16 protein-coding genes and 1 tRNA gene are annotated in these 16,816 nt (G+C 54.7%); 9 read left to right on the plus strand and 8 right to left on the minus strand.

Translation table 11 applies throughout. The features are described 5' to 3' along the window. Positions 1-10 precede the first annotated feature (10 nt). The 3 genes from ACWPW2_RS14815 to ACWPW2_RS14825 all read left to right on the plus strand — a co-directional run bounded on the left by ACWPW2_RS14815 (position 11) and on the right by ACWPW2_RS14825 (position 2,480). Positions 11-946, plus strand: a complete 936-nt coding sequence (locus ACWPW2_RS14815; RefSeq protein WP_454125232.1) for a LysR substrate-binding domain-containing protein — start codon at positions 11-13, stop codon at positions 944-946. Between the two features lie 61 nt (positions 947-1,007). Next, the gene (locus ACWPW2_RS14820) at positions 1,008-1,961 is read left to right on the plus strand and encodes an aldo/keto reductase (RefSeq protein WP_454123856.1); all 954 of its coding nucleotides are present in this window, start codon (positions 1,008-1,010) and stop codon (positions 1,959-1,961) included. Positions 1,962-2,069: 108 nt separating this feature from the next. Continuing rightward, on the plus strand, positions 2,070-2,480 hold the full coding sequence (locus tag ACWPW2_RS14825) for a lysozyme inhibitor LprI family protein (RefSeq protein WP_312201871.1): 411 nt from the start codon (positions 2,070-2,072) through the stop codon (positions 2,478-2,480). Between the two features lie 79 nt (positions 2,481-2,559). Here ACWPW2_RS14825 and ACWPW2_RS14830 read toward each other — a convergent pair whose 3' ends face one another. Both ACWPW2_RS14830 and ACWPW2_RS14835 read right to left on the minus strand, forming a co-directional pair. Continuing rightward, positions 2,560-3,732 (minus strand): multidrug effflux MFS transporter, encoded by a 1,173-nt coding sequence (locus ACWPW2_RS14830; RefSeq protein ID WP_454123858.1) that lies wholly within the window; start codon positions 3,730-3,732, stop codon positions 2,560-2,562. A gap of 107 nt (positions 3,733-3,839) precedes the next feature. Next, positions 3,840-4,442 carry a helix-turn-helix domain-containing protein gene (locus tag ACWPW2_RS14835; RefSeq protein ID WP_438440318.1) on the minus strand — a complete coding sequence of 201 codons (603 nt, stop codon included), beginning with the start codon at positions 4,440-4,442 and terminating at the stop codon, positions 3,840-3,842. A gap of 45 nt (positions 4,443-4,487) precedes the next feature. On the opposite strand from ACWPW2_RS14835, the gene ACWPW2_RS14840 reads away from it, so the two are divergent. The 3 genes from ACWPW2_RS14840 to vapB all read left to right on the plus strand — a co-directional run bounded on the left by ACWPW2_RS14840 (position 4,488) and on the right by vapB (position 6,412). Further along, positions 4,488-5,177: a B3/B4 domain-containing protein gene (locus ACWPW2_RS14840; protein WP_454123860.1), complete on the plus strand. Its 690-nt coding sequence runs from the start codon at positions 4,488-4,490 to the stop codon at positions 5,175-5,177. A 13-nt stretch (positions 5,178-5,190) separates the two neighbouring features. Next, positions 5,191-6,084, plus strand: coding sequence for a dihydrodipicolinate synthase family protein (locus tag ACWPW2_RS14845; protein ID WP_054802728.1), 894 nt, complete (start codon positions 5,191-5,193; stop codon positions 6,082-6,084). Positions 6,085-6,190: 106 nt separating this feature from the next. Continuing rightward, entirely contained in the window at positions 6,191-6,412 is a 222-nt protein-coding gene (gene vapB, locus ACWPW2_RS14850) for a type II toxin-antitoxin system VapB family antitoxin (protein ID WP_054802727.1), read from the plus strand. Positions 6,413-6,584: 172 nt separating this feature from the next. Here the strand turns inward: vapB and ACWPW2_RS14855 are convergent, their stop codons facing one another. The 5 genes from ACWPW2_RS14855 to ACWPW2_RS14875 form a co-directional block, all read right to left on the minus strand. Next, positions 6,585-7,643, minus strand: coding sequence for an AbrB family transcriptional regulator (locus ACWPW2_RS14855; RefSeq protein ID WP_076769313.1), 1,059 nt, complete (start codon positions 7,641-7,643; stop codon positions 6,585-6,587). Between the two features lie 217 nt (positions 7,644-7,860). Beyond that, on the minus strand, positions 7,861-9,354 hold the full coding sequence (locus ACWPW2_RS14860) for a pyridoxal-dependent decarboxylase (protein WP_232374422.1): 1,494 nt from the start codon (positions 9,352-9,354) through the stop codon (positions 7,861-7,863). A 251-nt stretch (positions 9,355-9,605) separates the two neighbouring features. Continuing rightward, positions 9,606-10,196, minus strand: a complete 591-nt coding sequence (locus ACWPW2_RS14865; protein ID WP_042715029.1) for a hypothetical protein — start codon at positions 10,194-10,196, stop codon at positions 9,606-9,608. A gap of 351 nt (positions 10,197-10,547) precedes the next feature. Next, positions 10,548-11,591 (minus strand): virulence RhuM family protein, encoded by a 1,044-nt coding sequence (locus ACWPW2_RS14870; protein ID WP_054802725.1) that lies wholly within the window; start codon positions 11,589-11,591, stop codon positions 10,548-10,550. Positions 11,592-11,711: 120 nt separating this feature from the next. Then, on the minus strand, positions 11,712-12,011 hold the full coding sequence (locus tag ACWPW2_RS14875) for a SymE family type I addiction module toxin (RefSeq protein ID WP_042715025.1): 300 nt from the start codon (positions 12,009-12,011) through the stop codon (positions 11,712-11,714). 134 nt (positions 12,012-12,145) lie between these two features. Here ACWPW2_RS14875 and ACWPW2_RS14880 point away from each other — a divergent pair, with 134 nt between their 5' ends. Continuing rightward, positions 12,146-12,331: a hypothetical protein gene (locus ACWPW2_RS14880; RefSeq protein ID WP_076769314.1), complete on the plus strand. Its 186-nt coding sequence runs from the start codon at positions 12,146-12,148 to the stop codon at positions 12,329-12,331. A gap of 112 nt (positions 12,332-12,443) precedes the next feature. Here the strand turns inward: ACWPW2_RS14880 and ACWPW2_RS14885 are convergent. Continuing rightward, a tRNA-Sec gene (locus ACWPW2_RS14885) sits at positions 12,444-12,538 on the minus strand. 286 nt (positions 12,539-12,824) lie between these two features. On the opposite strand from ACWPW2_RS14885, the gene ACWPW2_RS14890 reads away from it, so the two are divergent. Then, positions 12,825-14,216 carry a glycoside-pentoside-hexuronide family transporter gene (locus ACWPW2_RS14890; protein WP_454123865.1) on the plus strand — a complete coding sequence of 464 codons (1,392 nt, stop codon included), beginning with the start codon at positions 12,825-12,827 and terminating at the stop codon, positions 14,214-14,216. A 10-nt stretch (positions 14,217-14,226) separates the two neighbouring features. Further along, positions 14,227-16,545 carry an alpha-xylosidase gene (yicI, locus tag ACWPW2_RS14895; RefSeq protein WP_454123867.1) on the plus strand — a complete coding sequence of 773 codons (2,319 nt, stop codon included), beginning with the start codon at positions 14,227-14,229 and terminating at the stop codon, positions 16,543-16,545. The last annotated feature ends 271 nt before the right edge of the window (positions 16,546-16,816 follow it).

Here is a 16,816-nt window from a genome sequence, read left to right on the forward strand (position 1 = left end):
CGGAGAGATGATGATTCGGCTGGAAGATGTCACGCTGTTTGTTCGCTCGGCGCTGCTGGGCAGTTTTTCTAACGCCGCGCGCGAAGCCGGACTGCTTCCCGGCCAGGTCAGCGCAGCGGTGCACCGCCTGGAGCGCGATCTCGATAAGCGCCTGTTCGTGCGCTCGACCCGCAGCCTGCGCTTAACTGCCGAAGGCGAAAAGTACCTCCCCTTCGCCCAGGAGATGCTGGAGGTGGTGCGCGCCGGATCAGAGAGCCTGCACAGCGGCGATAACGAACCGCAGGGCGAGCTGCGCATGGCGGTGCCATCCGATCTGGGGCGTAACGTGCTGCTGCCGATCATCACCCGTTTTTGTGCCCAGTATCCGAAGGTCTCTCTGCGCCTCTCCCTTTCCGATCAGCTTAGCGATGTGTTTCGCGATCCGGTGGATGTCGCTATCCGCTACGGCGTGCTGGATAACAGCAGCTATGTGGCGCTGCCGATTGCCGAAGATAACCGCCGGGTGCTTGCCGCCTCGCCCGCTTATCTGGCGCAGCACGGCAGGCCGCAAACCCTCGATGAGGTGGTTAACCATCACTGTCTGCTCTTCACCATGAACAACCAGGTGTATGACAAATGGAGCTTTCCGGAAAATGGCCTGCGTCGGCAGCTGATCGTCAAAAGCCGCATGTTATGCGACGACGCGGATGTCGCCCGCCGCTGGGCGGTGGAAGGGATGGGGATTGTCTATAAATCGTGGATCGATGTTAGCGCCGATGTACTGGCCGGGCGGCTGGAGATGTTGCTGCCGCAGCATCCCGGCGAGGCCGCGCCGCTTAACCTTATCTGCCCGCACCGCAAACAGTTCTCCCCGGCGATTCGCCACCTGCATGCGGTTTTGCGGGAAGCGTTAAGACCCATTACCGCACAGCTGCGCAGCCTGGCAGCGGAAAAACCGCACGGATAACCAAAAGCGATCGCCATTACGCGCCAGGCTTAAAGTTTGACCTTCACAGGAGGAAGTGGCGATGGCATTACGTTCATTAGGCACCACGGGGTTACAGATCCCGGCATTAGTTTTTGGCGGCAACGTATTCGGCTGGACCGTCGATGAGCAGCAGAGCTTCAGTTTGCTGGACGCGTTACTGGAAAAGGGCTTTACGGCGATCGATACCGCAGACGTTTACTCTGCATGGGCGCCGGGCAACAAGGGTGGCGAATCGGAAACCATCATTGGTAAGTGGCTGGCGGCGCACCCTGGTCATCGCGACAAGATCACCCTGTTTACTAAAGTGGGCGCCGATATGGGCGAGCCCGGCAAAAAAGGGCTTTCGGAACGCTGGATTGAGCAGGCGGTTGATGACTCACTCCGTCGCCTGCAAACGGACTATATCGACCTCTACTTCTCCCACTGGCCGGATAGCGAAACGCCCTACGATGAAACGTTAGGCGCTTATGAAAAGCTGCTGAAAGCGGGGAAAATCCGCGCGATTGGCGCGTCCAACCTCGACGCCCAACAGCTGGCAGAATCGCTGAAAGTAGCGGACGAGAAAGGGCTGCCGCGCTACCAGGTACTGCAACCGGAATATAACCTCTACGATCGTGAGAGCTTCGAAGGCACGTTGCAGGATTTAACGGTACGGGAAAATATTGGCGTGGTGACCTACTACAGCCTCGCTTCCGGTTTCCTGTCAGGAAAATATCGCAGCGAAAGCGATCTTAGCCAGAGCCAGCGCGGGCAGGGCATCGCCAAATACCTGAATCCACGCGGCTTCGCCATTCTCGACGCGCTCGACAAGGTGGCGGCGAATCATAATGTGAAACCCGCCGAAGTAGCGCTCGCCTGGCTTATTAACCAACCGGGAGTGACTGCGCCGATTGCCAGCGCAACCAAAACCGCACACGTCGAGAGCTTCGCTACCGCGGTGGCGCTGAACCTCTCCACCGACGAGATCGCCGCACTAAATAAAGCCGGCGCGTAAACCACAAATGCCCGGTGGCGCGCTGCTTACCGGGCCTACGAACTTCTGCACTTCATAAAATAAGGTTTTATAATCGCGCCACCTTCACTGTCGGCTGAAATAAAGATTATGAAAGCTTACGCCCTGGTTTCCCTGCTCCTTCTGTTTAGCCATCACGCTTATTCCGCGCAAAAAAGCATTTCCCACTGCATCGAACAATATGGCGAAAACAATGATGAGTGCCTGGCGGATGTAAACGATACCTCTGAGGCTGCGCTGAATAAGGCTTATGAAGCGAAGCTGAAAGAGATCGCCTCTTTTGACTACACGCGCTGGTGGCGAGGCTCTCAGGAGCAGAAAGATCGCATGCTGGCAACCTATAAGCAGAATCAGAAAGAGTGGCTTCAGTACAGAAACAATTACTGCGAACTGGTGAGTACGCAAGCGATGGGCACCCATGCATTTGGTGAAGCTATGTTAGGTTGCGTTCTCAATATGAATACGTTGCGTATCGATCAGATTAATAAAATCCGGCTTTAAACCCGCCATACCGTGATGCTTATCCGGCCCACAACCCCGTAGGCCGGATAAGGCGCAAGCCGCCATCCGGCATCGCCCTTCATTGCTGGGAGCCGACCCGCCATGCCATTGCGGCGCTGGCGACGGCGAACAGTGCCATGATCCACGCCATTGTCCACGGCGTGCCGTCGCGAAATCCCGCCAGCAGCAGGGAAGAGATAATGCCGCTGCCATATTGCAGGGAGCCGATCAGTGCCGAGGCCGAGCCGGCAAAGGCCGGGACGGTATCCAGCGCAGCGGCGGTCGAGGCGGCGGCGATAATGCCGTTCATCGAAAAGAAGACAAACACCGTAATCAGCACGGCAACCAGGCCGCCAAATTGCAGTTTCACCAGCAGCGCCAGCACTATGCCCGCGAGGGCGGCCAGCGTGACGGCAATCTTCAGCAGCTTATCGAGCGGATGGCGCTGCACCAGCCGTCGGTTAACGGCACTCATCCCCATCAGACCAACAATATTGAGCGCAAACAGCCAACCAAAATGCTGCGGCGCGACGTCGTAATAGCCGATATAAACGAACGGCGAGCCGGTGACGAAAGCGTACGCGGAGACATAGAAAAAGGTGACGCACAGTGTGTAACGCATAAACGCGCGGTTGCGCAGCAGCGTGATGTAGTTGCGAAATACGCCCGCCAGCGATGCATGAATGCGCTTCTCGGCGGGCAGGGGTTCCGGCAGCGCGAAGAGGGAGATAAACATCAGCCCGCCAATCACCACCAGGATCCAGAAAGCCGCATGCCAGGTGGTGAACTTGATAATCTGCCCACCCGCCAGCGGCCCGATAATCGGGGCGATCGCCATAATAATGGTCAGGGTAGAGAGCATCTGCGCCGCGCGGGTGCGCACAAAGAGGTCGCGGATCATCGCCCGCGCCAGCATCGGCCCGGTACAGGCACCAAATGCCTGAAACACGCGCCAGAACACCATCTGATGGATCTCCGTCGATAACGCACACCCCGCCGAGCCGATGATAAACAGCACCATACCGATAAACAGCGGCTTGCGGCGACCAATCGCATCGCTCACCGGCCCCCACACCAGCTGCGCCAGCGCGAAGCCCATCAAAAAGCCAGTGATGGTCAGTTCGACATCGCCCTGCAGCTCGCGCGCCATTAGCGGCATCGCGGGCAGATAGATATCTGTCGACAGGGAGGTGAAGGCCATCAGCGCGCTGAGGATCGCGAGAAACAGCGGCCCGTGTAGCTTGGTTTGCATAAGATCCTGATTAAGTCACGAAGAGGGTGCCGACAGCGCGGCGCGTTAACTTAAGCAGGGCGACACAAAGCATAACGCCATTAAATCATCATGGCGTTAACGCGGGCTCAGGCGTGGCGTTCACTGACCGTCATGGTAAAGACCACGGGGAGGTCGCCATCGTTGGCGTAGTGGTGCGGCACATCGGTTTGCGCCACGGCAGAGCACCCTTCGGCAATAACCAGCGACGTTTGCGCGACCTCTAACGTCAGCGTACCGCGCTCAACGTTCAGCAGCTCGACGGTGCCGACCGGATGGCCAGGTGAAGTAAAACGCTCACCGGGAAAGATCTCCCAGCGCCACAGCTCAAGCATATCCGGGCCGCTGGTGCCCGCCAGCAGGCGCGCGCTGCCGCCTTTCTCGCCGCGCCAGAGCAGCGGAATATCCTCTTTGGCAATCAGGTGCGCCAGCGGTTTACTGGCGACATCAACAATGTCGGCCACCGAGACGCCCATCGCCGCTGCAATTTTGCACAGCAGCGCGATGCTCGGGTTGGCGAGACATTTTTCAATCTCGACCAACATACCTTTACTGACGCCCGCCCGGCGGGAGAGCTCATCCAGCGAGAGTTTTTGCTGCTTACGAAACGCTTTGATTCGCGTAGCAACCGCTTCACTGACGCGCTGGATATCCGCGCCGGAGTCGGTCGATTTATTGACTTTTTTGGTCATCGGTCGATACTGTGCAATAAAATGGTCACTAAAAAGGATTATCCAATGCTTTCCGTTCAGCCGTCAATCGATGGGCGTCTTGCCGCGCTGGCGCCCGGCTTTCGCGCTATCAGCATCTCGTTGCAGGCCGCGCCGCTGATCCACCCGCAGGTGGGCGAAGAGGCGTTAAGGCATGCTTGTGCACTGGTCACGGCGGGCGAGCCTGCGTGGGCGGATGCGCACCTGGCGGCCTGGGATGAAGTGTTTAAACAGTTTGGCGCGAAACCCAAACGCACGCCCTGTTCCGCCCAGGCTTTACGAAAACGCGTATTGCGAGACGGTGTACTACCCGCCATTGACCCGGTAGTCGATCTCTATAACGCCATCAGTTTGCGCTACGCTGTGCCGGTCGGTGGCGAAAATATCGCCGCGTATGTCGGCGCGCCCTGCCTGACGCTGGCCGACGGCAGCGAGCCGTTCGATACCCTGAAAGAGGGCGAACCAGCGCTGGAATCACCGGAGCCAGGGGAGGTTATCTGGCGCGATGCGCAGGGCGTAACCTGCCGACGCTGGAACTGGCGTCAGGGTGTGCGTACCCGGCTGAGTGCGGCAGACAGCCAGATGTGGTTTATCCTTGAGAGTCTGCCGGCGATGCCGCTCGATGCATTATGTGAGGCAGGCGACGAACTGATCGCCGGGTTAGGTCGTATGATGCCGGGTTGCCACACTGAAAAAAGCCTGATTGGGTTTGCGTAATGAGGGAACAAGAATGGACTTCACAGGATTAAGCGCCTTTGCGCTGACGCCGCTTCTCGATGACCGCCTGGATGAGGCGGCCTATATCACCATTATTGAAAAACTGCGCGCTGCTGGCGTCGACTCCATCGGCGCGCTCGGCTCTACGGGATGTTATCCCTACTTTAGCCGCAGTGAACGCGCGAGCGTCCTGCGTCTGGCAACGGAGTATTCCGGCGCAGTGCCGGTGATCGCCGGGATTGGCGCGCTGCGTACGCGCGATGTGCTCTGGCTGGCGGAGGATGCGCAGAAAGCGGGCGTCAGCGCCGTGCTGTTGGCCCCGGTCTCCTATCATCCGTTAACGGAAGATGAAGTCTTCGATCTGTTTGCCACCGTCACCCGCGAACTGTCGGTGCCGCTCTGTATCTATAACAACCCTAACGCCACGCACTTTAACTTCAGCGACGAGCTATTTGCCCGTATCGCCCAGTTGCCTAATATTGGCTCGATCAAAATCCCGCCTCTTGCCGCGGAGCTTGCCCCGGAGCGGGTGAGTGCGCTGCGCGCGCAAATCCCGGCGGAGATCCGCCTCGGCATCAGCGGCGACGGCACGGCGGTTGAAGCGCTGAATGCCGGGTGCAGCGTCTGGTATTCGGTGTTCGGCGGGCTCTTCCCGCAGGCGGCACTGGCAATTTCCCGCGCGGCGATGGCGGGCGATATCGTACAGGCGCGCCAGCATACCGCCGCGCTCCAGCCGCTATGGGATCTGTTTAAGCGTTACGGCGGCAGCCTGCGCGTTATCGCCACTGCCGCAGAGCTGCTCGGCGTGGTGAAAGCACCGTGTTTACCCGCGCCTTTACAGACGCTGCAAGGCAACGCACGACGCGAGGTTGCCCAGGTTATTGAGCAACTGCGATTAACCGTGTGAGAGGGATGCCGGATGGCGGCTGCGCCTTATCCGGCAAAAATAGCTTTGTAAACCCCATAGCTGGTACGTACTGTCGAAGCATTAAATTTCAGCACTGGAACAGTAAATGGTAAAAACAGCGGTCTTCAAAAGTAATCGTCGTCTGACCATGCACGCGCCCAAAGCGGTGACGCTGCCAGGGGACGTGAAACAGGTCGATATCATTTCCGTAGATAATTCGCGCATCATCATGCCGGCGTTGGACAGCTGGTTTGACGGTGAAAGAGCATCATCAGATTTTATGCCTTCACGGGAACAGCCGGGCGAACAGGACAGAGAAGCGTTTTGATGCTCAAATCATGCTTGATACAAACTTCTGAATTTTCGACTTATAAAATAAGCCAGAAATCCTCCGCCAGGCTTCCAATGGGCATCATGTGCAGATGCGTAAACTAACAACACCCATGAATTTATGCGTATCCCGGGCTTAAGATTGCAGGACTGGACAACACACTAGCGAATTATTTTCCCAGCCGCTTCGCCACAAACCTTGAGATCGCCGGGCCGGTAATCAGCACCACAATAAAGCGCCCGGTCTGCATCGCCATCACAAAGGCGATATCAACATGGCTGGATGAGGCGATAATTGCCACCGTATCGGCCCCGCCGGGGCTGGTGGCGAGGTAGGCGGTAAGCGGATCGATGCCGGCAAATTTCACCAGCAGGAAGGCGAAACCGCAGCAGATCGTCACCAGCGTCAATACCGACAGCAGCACGCGGGGCAGGGCGCGGGCGGCGTAGCGCACAATCTCGCGCGTAAAGCGCAGGCCAATACTCCAGCCGATAAGCGCGTAAGAGAGCGCCAGCAGCCACGGCGGCAACTCAAGCGTCATTAGGCCGCTATCCTCGACGATAATCCCCAGCGCGAGCGTAATCAGTAACGGCCCGGAGGGCATTTTCACGCGTCGGGCAATTAGAAAACCAATGGCAATCAGCATTAACGTTGCGATAAATGGCCACGCGCGCAGCGGGGCGAACAGCGTAAAGGTTGCCACCGCATGCTCGGCGCTCTCTGCCCCCATGCCGAGGCGGGTGACCAGCACCGCGACCAGCGCCACCACCATCACCCGCAGATACTGCATAAAGGCCACCAGGCGCACATCGGCGCCAAAACTCTCTGCCATGATTGTCATCGCCGCTGCCGCGCCGGGCGATGAACCCCAGATGGCGGTCGAGCCGGGAAAAACCTGCAATTTCGCCATTATCCAGCCGAGAATGGCGCTGGCGAAAATTACGGAGAAAATACAGACCACAAACAGCGGCCAGTCGGCGGCGATACGACCAAATACCGACGGCGGAATGGCGTGCGCAATCATCGCGCCAACCACCGCCTGCGCGGCGCTAAACCCCTGTTTATTAATGGTGACCGGGCGGCCGTTGATGGCGAGAAAAATGCCCGCGAACATCGGGCCAAGCAGCAGGGCGGCGGGAAGATGGAGCCACTCCATTACCACCACCAACAATAATGAGAGCGTAATAAGCTGCAACCAGTTACGCCATATGGGCGTTAACGTGGTCATTAACGGCAATCCTTTTGTGTCGCCGTAATATGAATAAATAGGCTGGATGACATACGCTTCCCGCAATCAATAAATTGAAGAGCAAATCAGATTATTGGAATGTAAGCGCTCTCTCTGTGGACTGCAAACCTGAGACTCTTTTTAGATAAAAAGGGTGTAAATCAAACATTATTTACACCCTGCATTACTACTGGCGACAAAATAAAGAGATCTTTTATTACTGGAATTCCTGCCCAACGACCTCGTCCCGTGCCGCCATAATGCAATCCAGCACGTGCTTCATCAGCTCCGGCGTCAGGTGCATATTCATAATGTAGATTTTCAGGGCGAACACTTTGGCCTCCGGATCGGCCGCATCGCGGTTGTACTCGGTGACGCAGAAACCGGTGGTAAAGCTCATATAGGGCGTATGCATCCCGTTGATCTGCTTACCTGCGCGGAACCATTCATAGAGTTTATTGCCAATCGCTAGCGTTAACTGATTATGTGCCGACAGCTGCGGTTTATACGCGGGGTCGGTCAGTTCACGTTGATACTGCTGCTGGGCATTCACTCCCTGCGGATAGATGCGCAGCAGGGTGACCATGCCATTATCCTGCGGATTGACGCATACCGTAGATTGCTCTGCTTGCAGCAGATTACGCATCACCAGATGATTTTCCAGGATCGAGCCCAGACATGCCTGGAAGCCCTCATAGCCAAAGTATTTCATCGTCGCCCAGCCCGCGACTGCGCCGGTTGCCGCGCGCGAGACTTCAAGCGTGTAGTGGTAAGGGTTGTAATCCGTGCGGGACTGCAAATAAGCCGAGCCAGGGCGCTGCAACAGCGCTTCAAACTCACCAGCATCGCGATATGCAAAGAAGCTGCTGGTGTAAGGCGAAAAGCCCGCTTTATGGAAATCAATGCCAATAGCGTCCGCGTATTTCATCTTCTCAAGTTCACGAGCGTTGCTCTTCATCATCGGCAGTAGCGCTTCGGTGAACTGCAGCGGGTTAGTGGCAAAGTCATATTTCTGGAAGGCCAGCCATGACCAGCTGGTCACCGCATCGCAGTAGAGCAGCGCCTTGCCATATGGCGCGGCGTTGCGATAGCGATCCAGTAAGCGGCGCACGTCCGCCACCGGATCGAAGGCGTTAGCGTCGGTTGTCCCCATCGTACAGACCACTGACGCAACCGGGATATTTTGCATCCACAGCGCAATAAGCACCGCTTCCAGATCTTTTAGATCCATGGCGTTAGTCTTTGGATCGGTTTTGATGCAGATAATGTTATCCGTTCCTAGACCGGTCCAGTCGGTGCTGTTGAGCATGGTGAAGTGCGCCTGCTGGGAACAGAGGACTTTCGCATTAGTGCGAACGCCTTCGCGTCTGGAGCCAGGCAGCACGCGCGACAGGGCATATTTGAGATGATAGGTCCAGCAGCCGGAGCCGCCGTAGGTATAAAGACCGCCAGCACGTTGCGCATCCCAGCCAATCAGGTTTGCTACCATCCCGGCGCTTTCCAGTTCCGCGCGTTGAACGTTCCAGGAGTACTCCCCCGACACAATATTAGGGGAGAAGACCTGCGCGATCATGCCTGCAATAACTGAAGCCGTATTTCCCTGCGGGATGGTATTGCACATCGCTAAGGGATGGCCCCAGTTCGGCATACCGTGAAAAAGTGCTGCCGTCTCGTTAATAACATCCTCGCACTGGCGTAAATTATCGGCCATTTCGGCAACCCTGACACTTTTATAATCAACGTCAAGCTTACCGCTATTACCTAACCACGCCGGGCCATTATTCTGCGGACGCAATCGGTTTATATGCTCTGAAATACGCGTCATGTTTTCAGTAAGAGCATCATGGTTATCAGAAAAGGCTGAAGGAAACAACGAGCTGGCTACTTCCTGATATTTCTTTGCTCGTCTGTTTGGATCTTTATTAATAGTATTCATCACAATCCTTTGCGCGTGGAGTGGTATTAAATGAGCGCTTTTTGCGGTTCTCTTAAAATAGGGTAGAGCTCAGGGAAACCGTCGACGCAGAGTTTGAAATCTGCGGGTTTGAAGCCAAGACGCCCGGCAAGACGCTGCACACGCGCAGCCGTACATTCGGCATAGCAAGGAACGCCTGCTTGATCCTGTAAATGGATTAACCGGTACATCAACGCGTTGATAACGTCCATGCCGCGATCCTGGCCAGGAATAGCGAGCACGAAAATATAGAAGTGGGGAGTTGTTGGATGATAAGCGCTCAGCTTGTGCATTAAATAGGCCATAGTGGCGTAATCGGCACTATATTCATCTCGTAATTGCTTGAACAGGATCTCATCGGTAATATTTTCTGAGTCATAATGAAAATACATTAGTGCGCCGACATTATTTTCATCAATAATAACGCCGCCTTTGCGTAGCGCGACTTCGGCATAGATCCTGAAAAAGCTGCGCAATGCCTCTCGTCGTCTTTCCGGTGCCGGAAAGGCTGATTCAATAAGCACATCGTCATAAAATGCCTCGGCCAGCAGGTCGCATATCAGCTCGATATCAGAAAAGGTAGCATCCCTTACATTCATTATTTTCCCTCGGTTGGTTGGATTGATATAAATGCTTTATTAATGCGTCTTATTAATTTCAGGAGGTGGTATGGCGCAAAAAGATATCATGATTAATAAATGCGAGGGTGACGAAACATCCGAAAATAAATTATCGGGTGTATTCTGTTAATGGGGTGAATAATTATTGAGGTTTTTTTGTTCACTCACGTGAAAACGATATTTTTTATTTAAGAGAATAAAATTAAGGGAAAGCAATTCAGGAATTTATCTTTTTATTTAACTTTTTCATTTTTCCTCTCTTCATTCTAAAAGGAGATGCATTAAGCTAGCTGAGAGGATTTACCTCTATCTCTTTTAAAAATAACGCGTTCAGGATGAAGCGTTATTATGCTTTTCCCAGCGGATCAGATCGACAATGTCTTTTTCGCCCTCCGTCTCTTTTAAGCGGCGTTGCTGCTCGGTGAAGCGAGAATATTCAGCTAGTGCTTTGTCATCAGCTATTTTTTTAGTGATTTTGCCTGCGTCATGTAAAACCTCCCGATCGTTAAATTGCAAAAATTGATCTAGCTTATCTTGCCAGTCTCTCAGGAATATTTGCTTACGACGACGGGCCTGATCTTCTGCAAAATCTAGCCACATATTTACTATACGGTTGAGCTCTCCAACCTCATGTTGGCTGAGGAAATTTTTGGCGACTGTGACATCACATTTACGCACCTCATCGCCTTTATAGCTGGTTAAACCCATATTAGGTTTATTGGCGTCTGCTCGCTGATAGATAAGCTCAGCCGCGGTATGGCCTGTACAGGCAAAATGGAGCTTGTTCTGGATGGTCTGGAAAAATTGTGTGGTCTCTTTTAGCGTCGGCTGATAATCAGCAGCCAGCGCAAAGATCTCTCGAACCCGCAAATAGACCCGACGCTCGCTGGCGCGAATATCGCGGATGCGTTCAAGCATCTCATCGAAATAGTCAGGCAAAGCGGATGAACCGACAGGCGGATTCTTGAGCCGGATATCATCCATTACAAAACCTTTGACCAGGTACTCTTGCAGGGTTTGCGTTGCCCACTGGCGGAATTGTGTGCCGCGGACAGAGCGGACGCGGTAGCCCACGGCAATAATGATAGGCAAGCTGTAGTGAAGCGTATTACGACTTACTTGCCGTGTTCCTTCTTGTCGAACCTGTAAGTAAGACTTACAGGTTACATTTTGTTCAAGCTCGTTCTCTTCATAAATAGCTTTAATATGTTGAGTAATAGCTTGCGGCGTCACTTGATAAAGTGAAGCAATTGCAGCCTGCGGAAGCCACAGCGTATCGCTTTCAAAGCGGCATTCAATACGCACTTTCCCGTCTCCGCTGGCGAACATAATGAACTCGCCCGCGGGGGATGGGGGTAGGTGTTTATCAGTCATGTCGTCTCCGCGCTACGCATATGAAGTGAGAGTGGTTGATGCAGTATGCCAGAGAGGTACACTGCATTTCATTAGTGCAACCGCTACTTGTTAATACACCTTGAAGGGATATTAAACCGGTCAGGAGTCTTTGCAGGCCGTTTTTATCATGCTCTTAATTTCCTTCAGCTCACTGCTGCTCTTTTTCGCTTCGGCTAATAAAAACTCCTCTCTTTCACTGTATTTCACCAGCACGATACAACCATTCATTGCTTTAACCGTTAAATGCTGTCCTGTATCAAACCCGGCATCGCGAAGCCACGCGCCTGAAAGAGTAATGCTGGGGATGCTTTTATCGCCACCATTTGGGCGGTAACGCACAATTACGCTGCGCTCGGTTCCGGTAGTCGGGATCGCTGGGGTAGAATGCGAATCAGCCATTATCAACTCCTTGATAGTTGTGATGGTTAGCTCTTGTCAGGTATGGCATTACCTGATGAGAGCGTTTAAGAATCAGGTCGTCTTTCCTTGAAGGTACGTACCTGTTGGTTAAGGATTATGCTCCAGGTACGTACATGACAACAGCCAAACGTGATACCAATCAATCAAAATGCGGCAAAGCTCCCACCTTTCAAATGCGTATTACACCGGAACTAAAACAACAATTTGACGCAGCTGCAAAAAATGCGGGGATGAGTTTAGGTAATTGGCTTAAATCTTTAGGAAGAAAAGAACTGGAAAGATTAGCGAACGATGCCTAAGAAAAATAAAACAAGCGTGACGCTGAATTAATTTAATACGCGCTCAGGCTGCAAAAAGCATGGTGTAAATAAGAAGTGATATTTAGCGATGTGCCAACTAGAGGCTTAATTTTGGCGGAAGATCACAGGAGTCGAACCTGCCCGGGACCGCTGGCGGCCCCAACTGGATTTGAAGTCCAGCCACCTCACCGGAGATGACGATCTTCCGCGCCTGCATTGCTACATGGAGGCGGGGCGCATTATACCTACTTTCAGTGATTTACCACATCCCTCACCGTAATTTTTCACATTCTGCTTTCCCTTTCTACGATCGTTTAAGATAAATCTCTATCTTTTCCATTGCTTAGCTTTTTTCATACGTTAAGGAATCGCGATCACAGAAAAGAATAAACGTAATTTAATAACCAGAAATCGCAATTTCCGCCCGTAAAGCGATCGATTAAAACCCTTAACACCGCAATCGGCATGGTTTTGCTGCGTTAAGGAAACAAAAATGGACAGTCAGGCTATTTCTGTAAAAGAAAAGATTGGCTACGGGATGGGCGATGCCGCCAGCCACATCATCTTTGATAACGTCATGCTCTACATGATGTTCTTCTATACCGATATCTTCGGCATTCCCGCCGGGTTTGTCGGCACCATGTTCCTGCTGGCGCGTGCGCTGGACGCTGTTTCCGACCCTTGCATGGGGCTGCTCGCCGACCGTACGCGCAGCCGCTGGGGCAAATTCCGGCCATGGATTATCTTTGGCGCGCTCCCTTTCGGTATCGTCTGCGTGCTCGCTTACAGCACGCCGGATCTCAGCCTTAACGGCAAGATGCTCTATGCCGCCGTCACCTATACGTTACTCACCCTGCTTTATACCGTCGTGAATATTCCTTACTGCGCGCTGGGCGGGGTCATCACCAACGATCCGCAACAGCGCATCTCTCTGCAATCCTGGCGCTTCGTACTGGCTACCGCAGGCGGCATGCTCTCCACGGTACTGATGATGCCGCTGGTAACACTGATTGGCGCAGAGGATAAGGTCGTCGGTTTTCAGGGTGGGATCGCCGTGCTCTCGGTAATCGCATTTATGATGCTGGCATTCTGCTTTTTCACCACCAAAGAGCGCATCCAGGCACCACCAGCGACCACCTCCATGCGCGAAGATCTGCGCGATATCTGGCAAAACGATCAGTGGCGCATTGTGGGGATGCTGACCATCCTGAACATTCTTGCGGTGTGCGTGCGCGGCGGCGCGATGATGTATTACGTCACGTGGATCATGGGCGATGCCGCCATCTTTACTGCTTTCCTCACAACCTACTGCGTCGGCAACCTGATTGGCAGCGCGCTGGCGAAACCGCTCACCGACTGGAAGTGCAAAGTCACCATCTTCTGGTGGACCAACGCCGCGCTCACCCTGCTCAGCATCGCCATGTTCTTTATCCCCATTCAGGCCAGCTTCACCATGTTCGCCTTTATCTTTGTTATCGGCGTGCTGCACCAGCTGGTCACCCCGATCCAGTGGGTGATGATGTCTGATACTGTCGATTACGGCGAATGGTGCAACGGCAAGCGTCTGACCGGCATCAGCTTTGCGGGCACGCTGTTTGTGCTGAAACTCGGCCTCGCCCTTGGCGGCGCACTGATTGGCTGGGCGCTGGCGGGCAGTGGCTATGAAGCCGCCGCACCGCTGCAAAACAGTATGACGCTCACCATCATCGTCTCGCTATTCACACTGGTGCCGGCTGCCTGCTATCTGCTCAGCGCCCTTATCGCCAGACGCTACTACACCCTGAAAACCCCCCTGCTGAAGTCGATTGCGGCGCAGCTGGCGCGCGGCGAACACCGTAGCCAGAAGCGGTTCGGCAATATCTCACCCCGGGAAGAGTTACTGTAAGGAGCAACGTATGAAGATCAGTGATGGCAACTGGCTTATCCAGCCCGGTCTGACATTAATCAACCCAATTCAGGTATTTGATGTTGACCAGCAGGGGAGTGAGATGGTGGTGTATGCCGCCCCGCGCGACGTGCGCGAGCGCACCTGGCAACTGGATACGCCGCTCTTTACGCTGCGCTTCTTCTCGCCGCAGGAGGGCATTATCGGGGTGCGTATCGCGCACTTTGAGGGCGGCACAGAGAAAGGTCCGCATTTCCCGCTCAACATTGCGCAAGATGTGGCGGTCGCGATAGATAACACACAGACGTATGCCGAGCTACGCAGCGGCGCGCTGGCCGTTCGGGTGACGAAAGGCGAAGCGTGGGCCATTGATTTTCTGCGCAACGGCGAGCGCATCACTGGCAGCCAGCTTAAAAACAGCGGCTACGTGCAGGATGGTAACAGCGGGCGCAATTACGTTTTCGAACGGCTGGATCTGGGCGTCGGTGAAACGGTTTATGGCCTGGGCGAGCGCTTCACGGCGCTGGTGCGGAACGGGCAATCTGTGGAAACCTGGAACCGCGATGGCGGGACCAGCACCGAACAAGCCTATAAAAACATTCCCTTCTATCTCACCAACCGGGGCTACGGCGTGCTGGTCAATCATCCGCAGGCGGTGGAGTTTGAAATCGGTTCGGAGAAAGTCTCCAAAGTGCAGTTCAGCGTTGAGGGGGAGTCGCTTGAGTACTTCGTCATTGACGGCCCAACACCGCAAGCGGTGCTAAACCGCTACACCCGCTTCACCGGCCGCCCGGCGCTGCCACCGGCATGGTCGTTCGGCCTGTGGCTCACCACCTCTTTTACCACCAACTACGACGAAGCGACCGTAAATAGCTTTATCGACGGCATGGCTGAGCGCCAGCTGCCGCTGCATGTTTTTCACTTCGACTGCTTCTGGATGAAGGCCTTCCAGTGGTGCGATTTTGAGTGGGACCCGGTGACCTTCCCGGATCCGGCAGGGATGATCAAACGCCTGAAGGAGCGTGGGCTAAAAATCTGCGTCTGGATAAATCCCTACATTGGACAAAAATCCCCGCTGTTCCGCGAACTGAAAGAGAAAGGCTATCTGCTGAAACGGGCTGACGGCACGATATGGCAGTGGGATAAATGGCAGCCGGGGCTGGCGATTTATGACTTTACCAATCCGCAAGCCTGCCAGTGGTATGCCGATAAGCTCAACGCGCTGGTGGCAATGGGTGTCGACTGTTTTAAAACCGATTTCGGCGAGCGCATCCCAACGGATGTGGTGTGGCACAACGGTGCCTGCCCGCAAAAAATGCATAACCACTACGCCTATATTTACAACGAGCTGGTGTGGAACGTGCTGAAAGATAAGGTGGGTGAGCAAGAGGCGGTGCTGTTTGCCCGCTCGGCCTCCGTCGGCGCGCAACAGTTTCCGGTGCACTGGGGCGGCGACTGTTATGCCACCTATGAATCGATGGCGGAAAGCCTGCGCGGCGGGTTATCCATTGGTCTTTCCGGCTTTGGTTTCTGGAGCCATGATATCGGTGGCTTCGAGAATACCGCGCCTGCGCATGTCTATAAGCGCTGGTGTGCGTTCGGCTTACTCTCCAGCCACAGCCGCCTGCATGGCAGCAAATCCTATCGGGTGCCGTGGGCTTACGATGACGAGTCCTGCGATGTGGTGCGCTTTTTTACGCAGCTGAAATGCCGCCTGATGCCCTATCTCTACCGGCAGGCGGTAGCTGCAAACGAATCGGGTGTACCGATGATGCGCGCAATGATGCTGGCTTTCCCGGACGATCCGGCCTGCGATTACCTTGACCGCCAGTATATGCTCGGCGACGCCCTACTGGTCGCACCGGTGTTCAGCGAAGCGGGTGAGGTGCAGTTTTACCTGCCGGAAGGGCGCTGGACGCACCTGTGGCATAACGACCTCCTCGGCGGCAGCCGTTGGCACAAACAGCAGCATGGCTTTATGAGCCTGCCGGTCTACGTTCGCGACAATACGCTGCTGGCGCTGGGCGATAACGATCGGCGACCCGATTACGCCTGGCACCAGGGTACTGCGTTCCAGCTCTTTCAACTCGACGATGAGCGCGAAGCTGTGTGTGAGGTGCCGGATAGCGGCGGCGAGAGCGTTTTCCGTTTATCAGCCAAACGTGAAGGCGCTGTGATTACCGTGCGGGCTGATGGCGAAGGCAAAAACTGGACGCTATGCCTGCGCAATATTATGCAGATAACCCATCTGCAGGGGGCGACGGCGAGCAAGAGTGAAACCGGTCTGGTCATTACCCCGCAGGGCACCGAAGTTTATATCACCCTCTAAACGCAGATTGCCCGGTGGCGCTACCGCTTACCGGGCCTGCAAAAAGCGAAGGTCAAACGTAGAAACGTAGGCCGGATAAGCGCAGCGCCATCCGGCAATGGTGCAGGAACTGCCCGGTGGCGCTACCGCTTACCGGGCCTACAAAGGGAAGTTCAAACGTAGGCCGGATAAGCGCAGCGCCATCCGGCAATGGTGCAGGAGCTGCCCGGTGATGCTAACGCTTACCGGGCCTACAAAGGGAAAGTCAAACGTAGGCCGGATAAGCGCAGCG

The organism is Kosakonia sp. Marseille-Q7440, from assembly GCF_965119485.1.

Excerpts from the sequence above, each read along its gene's own strand:
- ACWPW2_RS14815 (WP_454125232.1), top strand. The coding sequence starts at position 11 with ATGATTCGGCTGGAAGATGTCACGCTGTTTGTTCGCTCGGCGCTGCTG.
- ACWPW2_RS14820 (WP_454123856.1), top strand. The coding sequence starts at position 1,008 with ATGGCATTACGTTCATTAGGCACCACGGGGTTACAGATCCCGGCATTA.
- ACWPW2_RS14825 (WP_312201871.1), top strand. The coding sequence starts at position 2,070 with ATGAAAGCTTACGCCCTGGTTTCCCTGCTCCTTCTGTTTAGCCATCAC.
- ACWPW2_RS14830 (WP_454123858.1), bottom strand. The coding sequence starts at position 3,732 with ATGCAAACCAAGCTACACGGGCCGCTGTTTCTCGCGATCCTCAGCGCG.
- ACWPW2_RS14835 (WP_438440318.1), bottom strand. The coding sequence starts at position 4,442 with ATGACCAAAAAAGTCAATAAATCGACCGACTCCGGCGCGGATATCCAG.
- ACWPW2_RS14840 (WP_454123860.1), top strand. The coding sequence starts at position 4,488 with ATGCTTTCCGTTCAGCCGTCAATCGATGGGCGTCTTGCCGCGCTGGCG.
- ACWPW2_RS14845 (WP_054802728.1), top strand. The coding sequence starts at position 5,191 with ATGGACTTCACAGGATTAAGCGCCTTTGCGCTGACGCCGCTTCTCGAT.
- vapB (WP_054802727.1), top strand. The coding sequence starts at position 6,191 with ATGGTAAAAACAGCGGTCTTCAAAAGTAATCGTCGTCTGACCATGCAC.
- ACWPW2_RS14855 (WP_076769313.1), bottom strand. The coding sequence starts at position 7,643 with ATGACCACGTTAACGCCCATATGGCGTAACTGGTTGCAGCTTATTACG.
- ACWPW2_RS14860 (WP_232374422.1), bottom strand. The coding sequence starts at position 9,354 with ATGGCCGATAATTTACGCCAGTGCGAGGATGTTATTAACGAGACGGCA.
- ACWPW2_RS14865 (WP_042715029.1), bottom strand. The coding sequence starts at position 10,196 with ATGAATGTAAGGGATGCTACCTTTTCTGATATCGAGCTGATATGCGAC.
- ACWPW2_RS14870 (WP_054802725.1), bottom strand. The coding sequence starts at position 11,591 with ATGACTGATAAACACCTACCCCCATCCCCCGCGGGCGAGTTCATTATG.
- ACWPW2_RS14875 (WP_042715025.1), bottom strand. The coding sequence starts at position 12,011 with ATGGCTGATTCGCATTCTACCCCAGCGATCCCGACTACCGGAACCGAG.
- ACWPW2_RS14880 (WP_076769314.1), top strand. The coding sequence starts at position 12,146 with ATGACAACAGCCAAACGTGATACCAATCAATCAAAATGCGGCAAAGCT.
- ACWPW2_RS14890 (WP_454123865.1), top strand. The coding sequence starts at position 12,825 with ATGGACAGTCAGGCTATTTCTGTAAAAGAAAAGATTGGCTACGGGATG.
- yicI (WP_454123867.1), top strand. The coding sequence starts at position 14,227 with ATGAAGATCAGTGATGGCAACTGGCTTATCCAGCCCGGTCTGACATTA.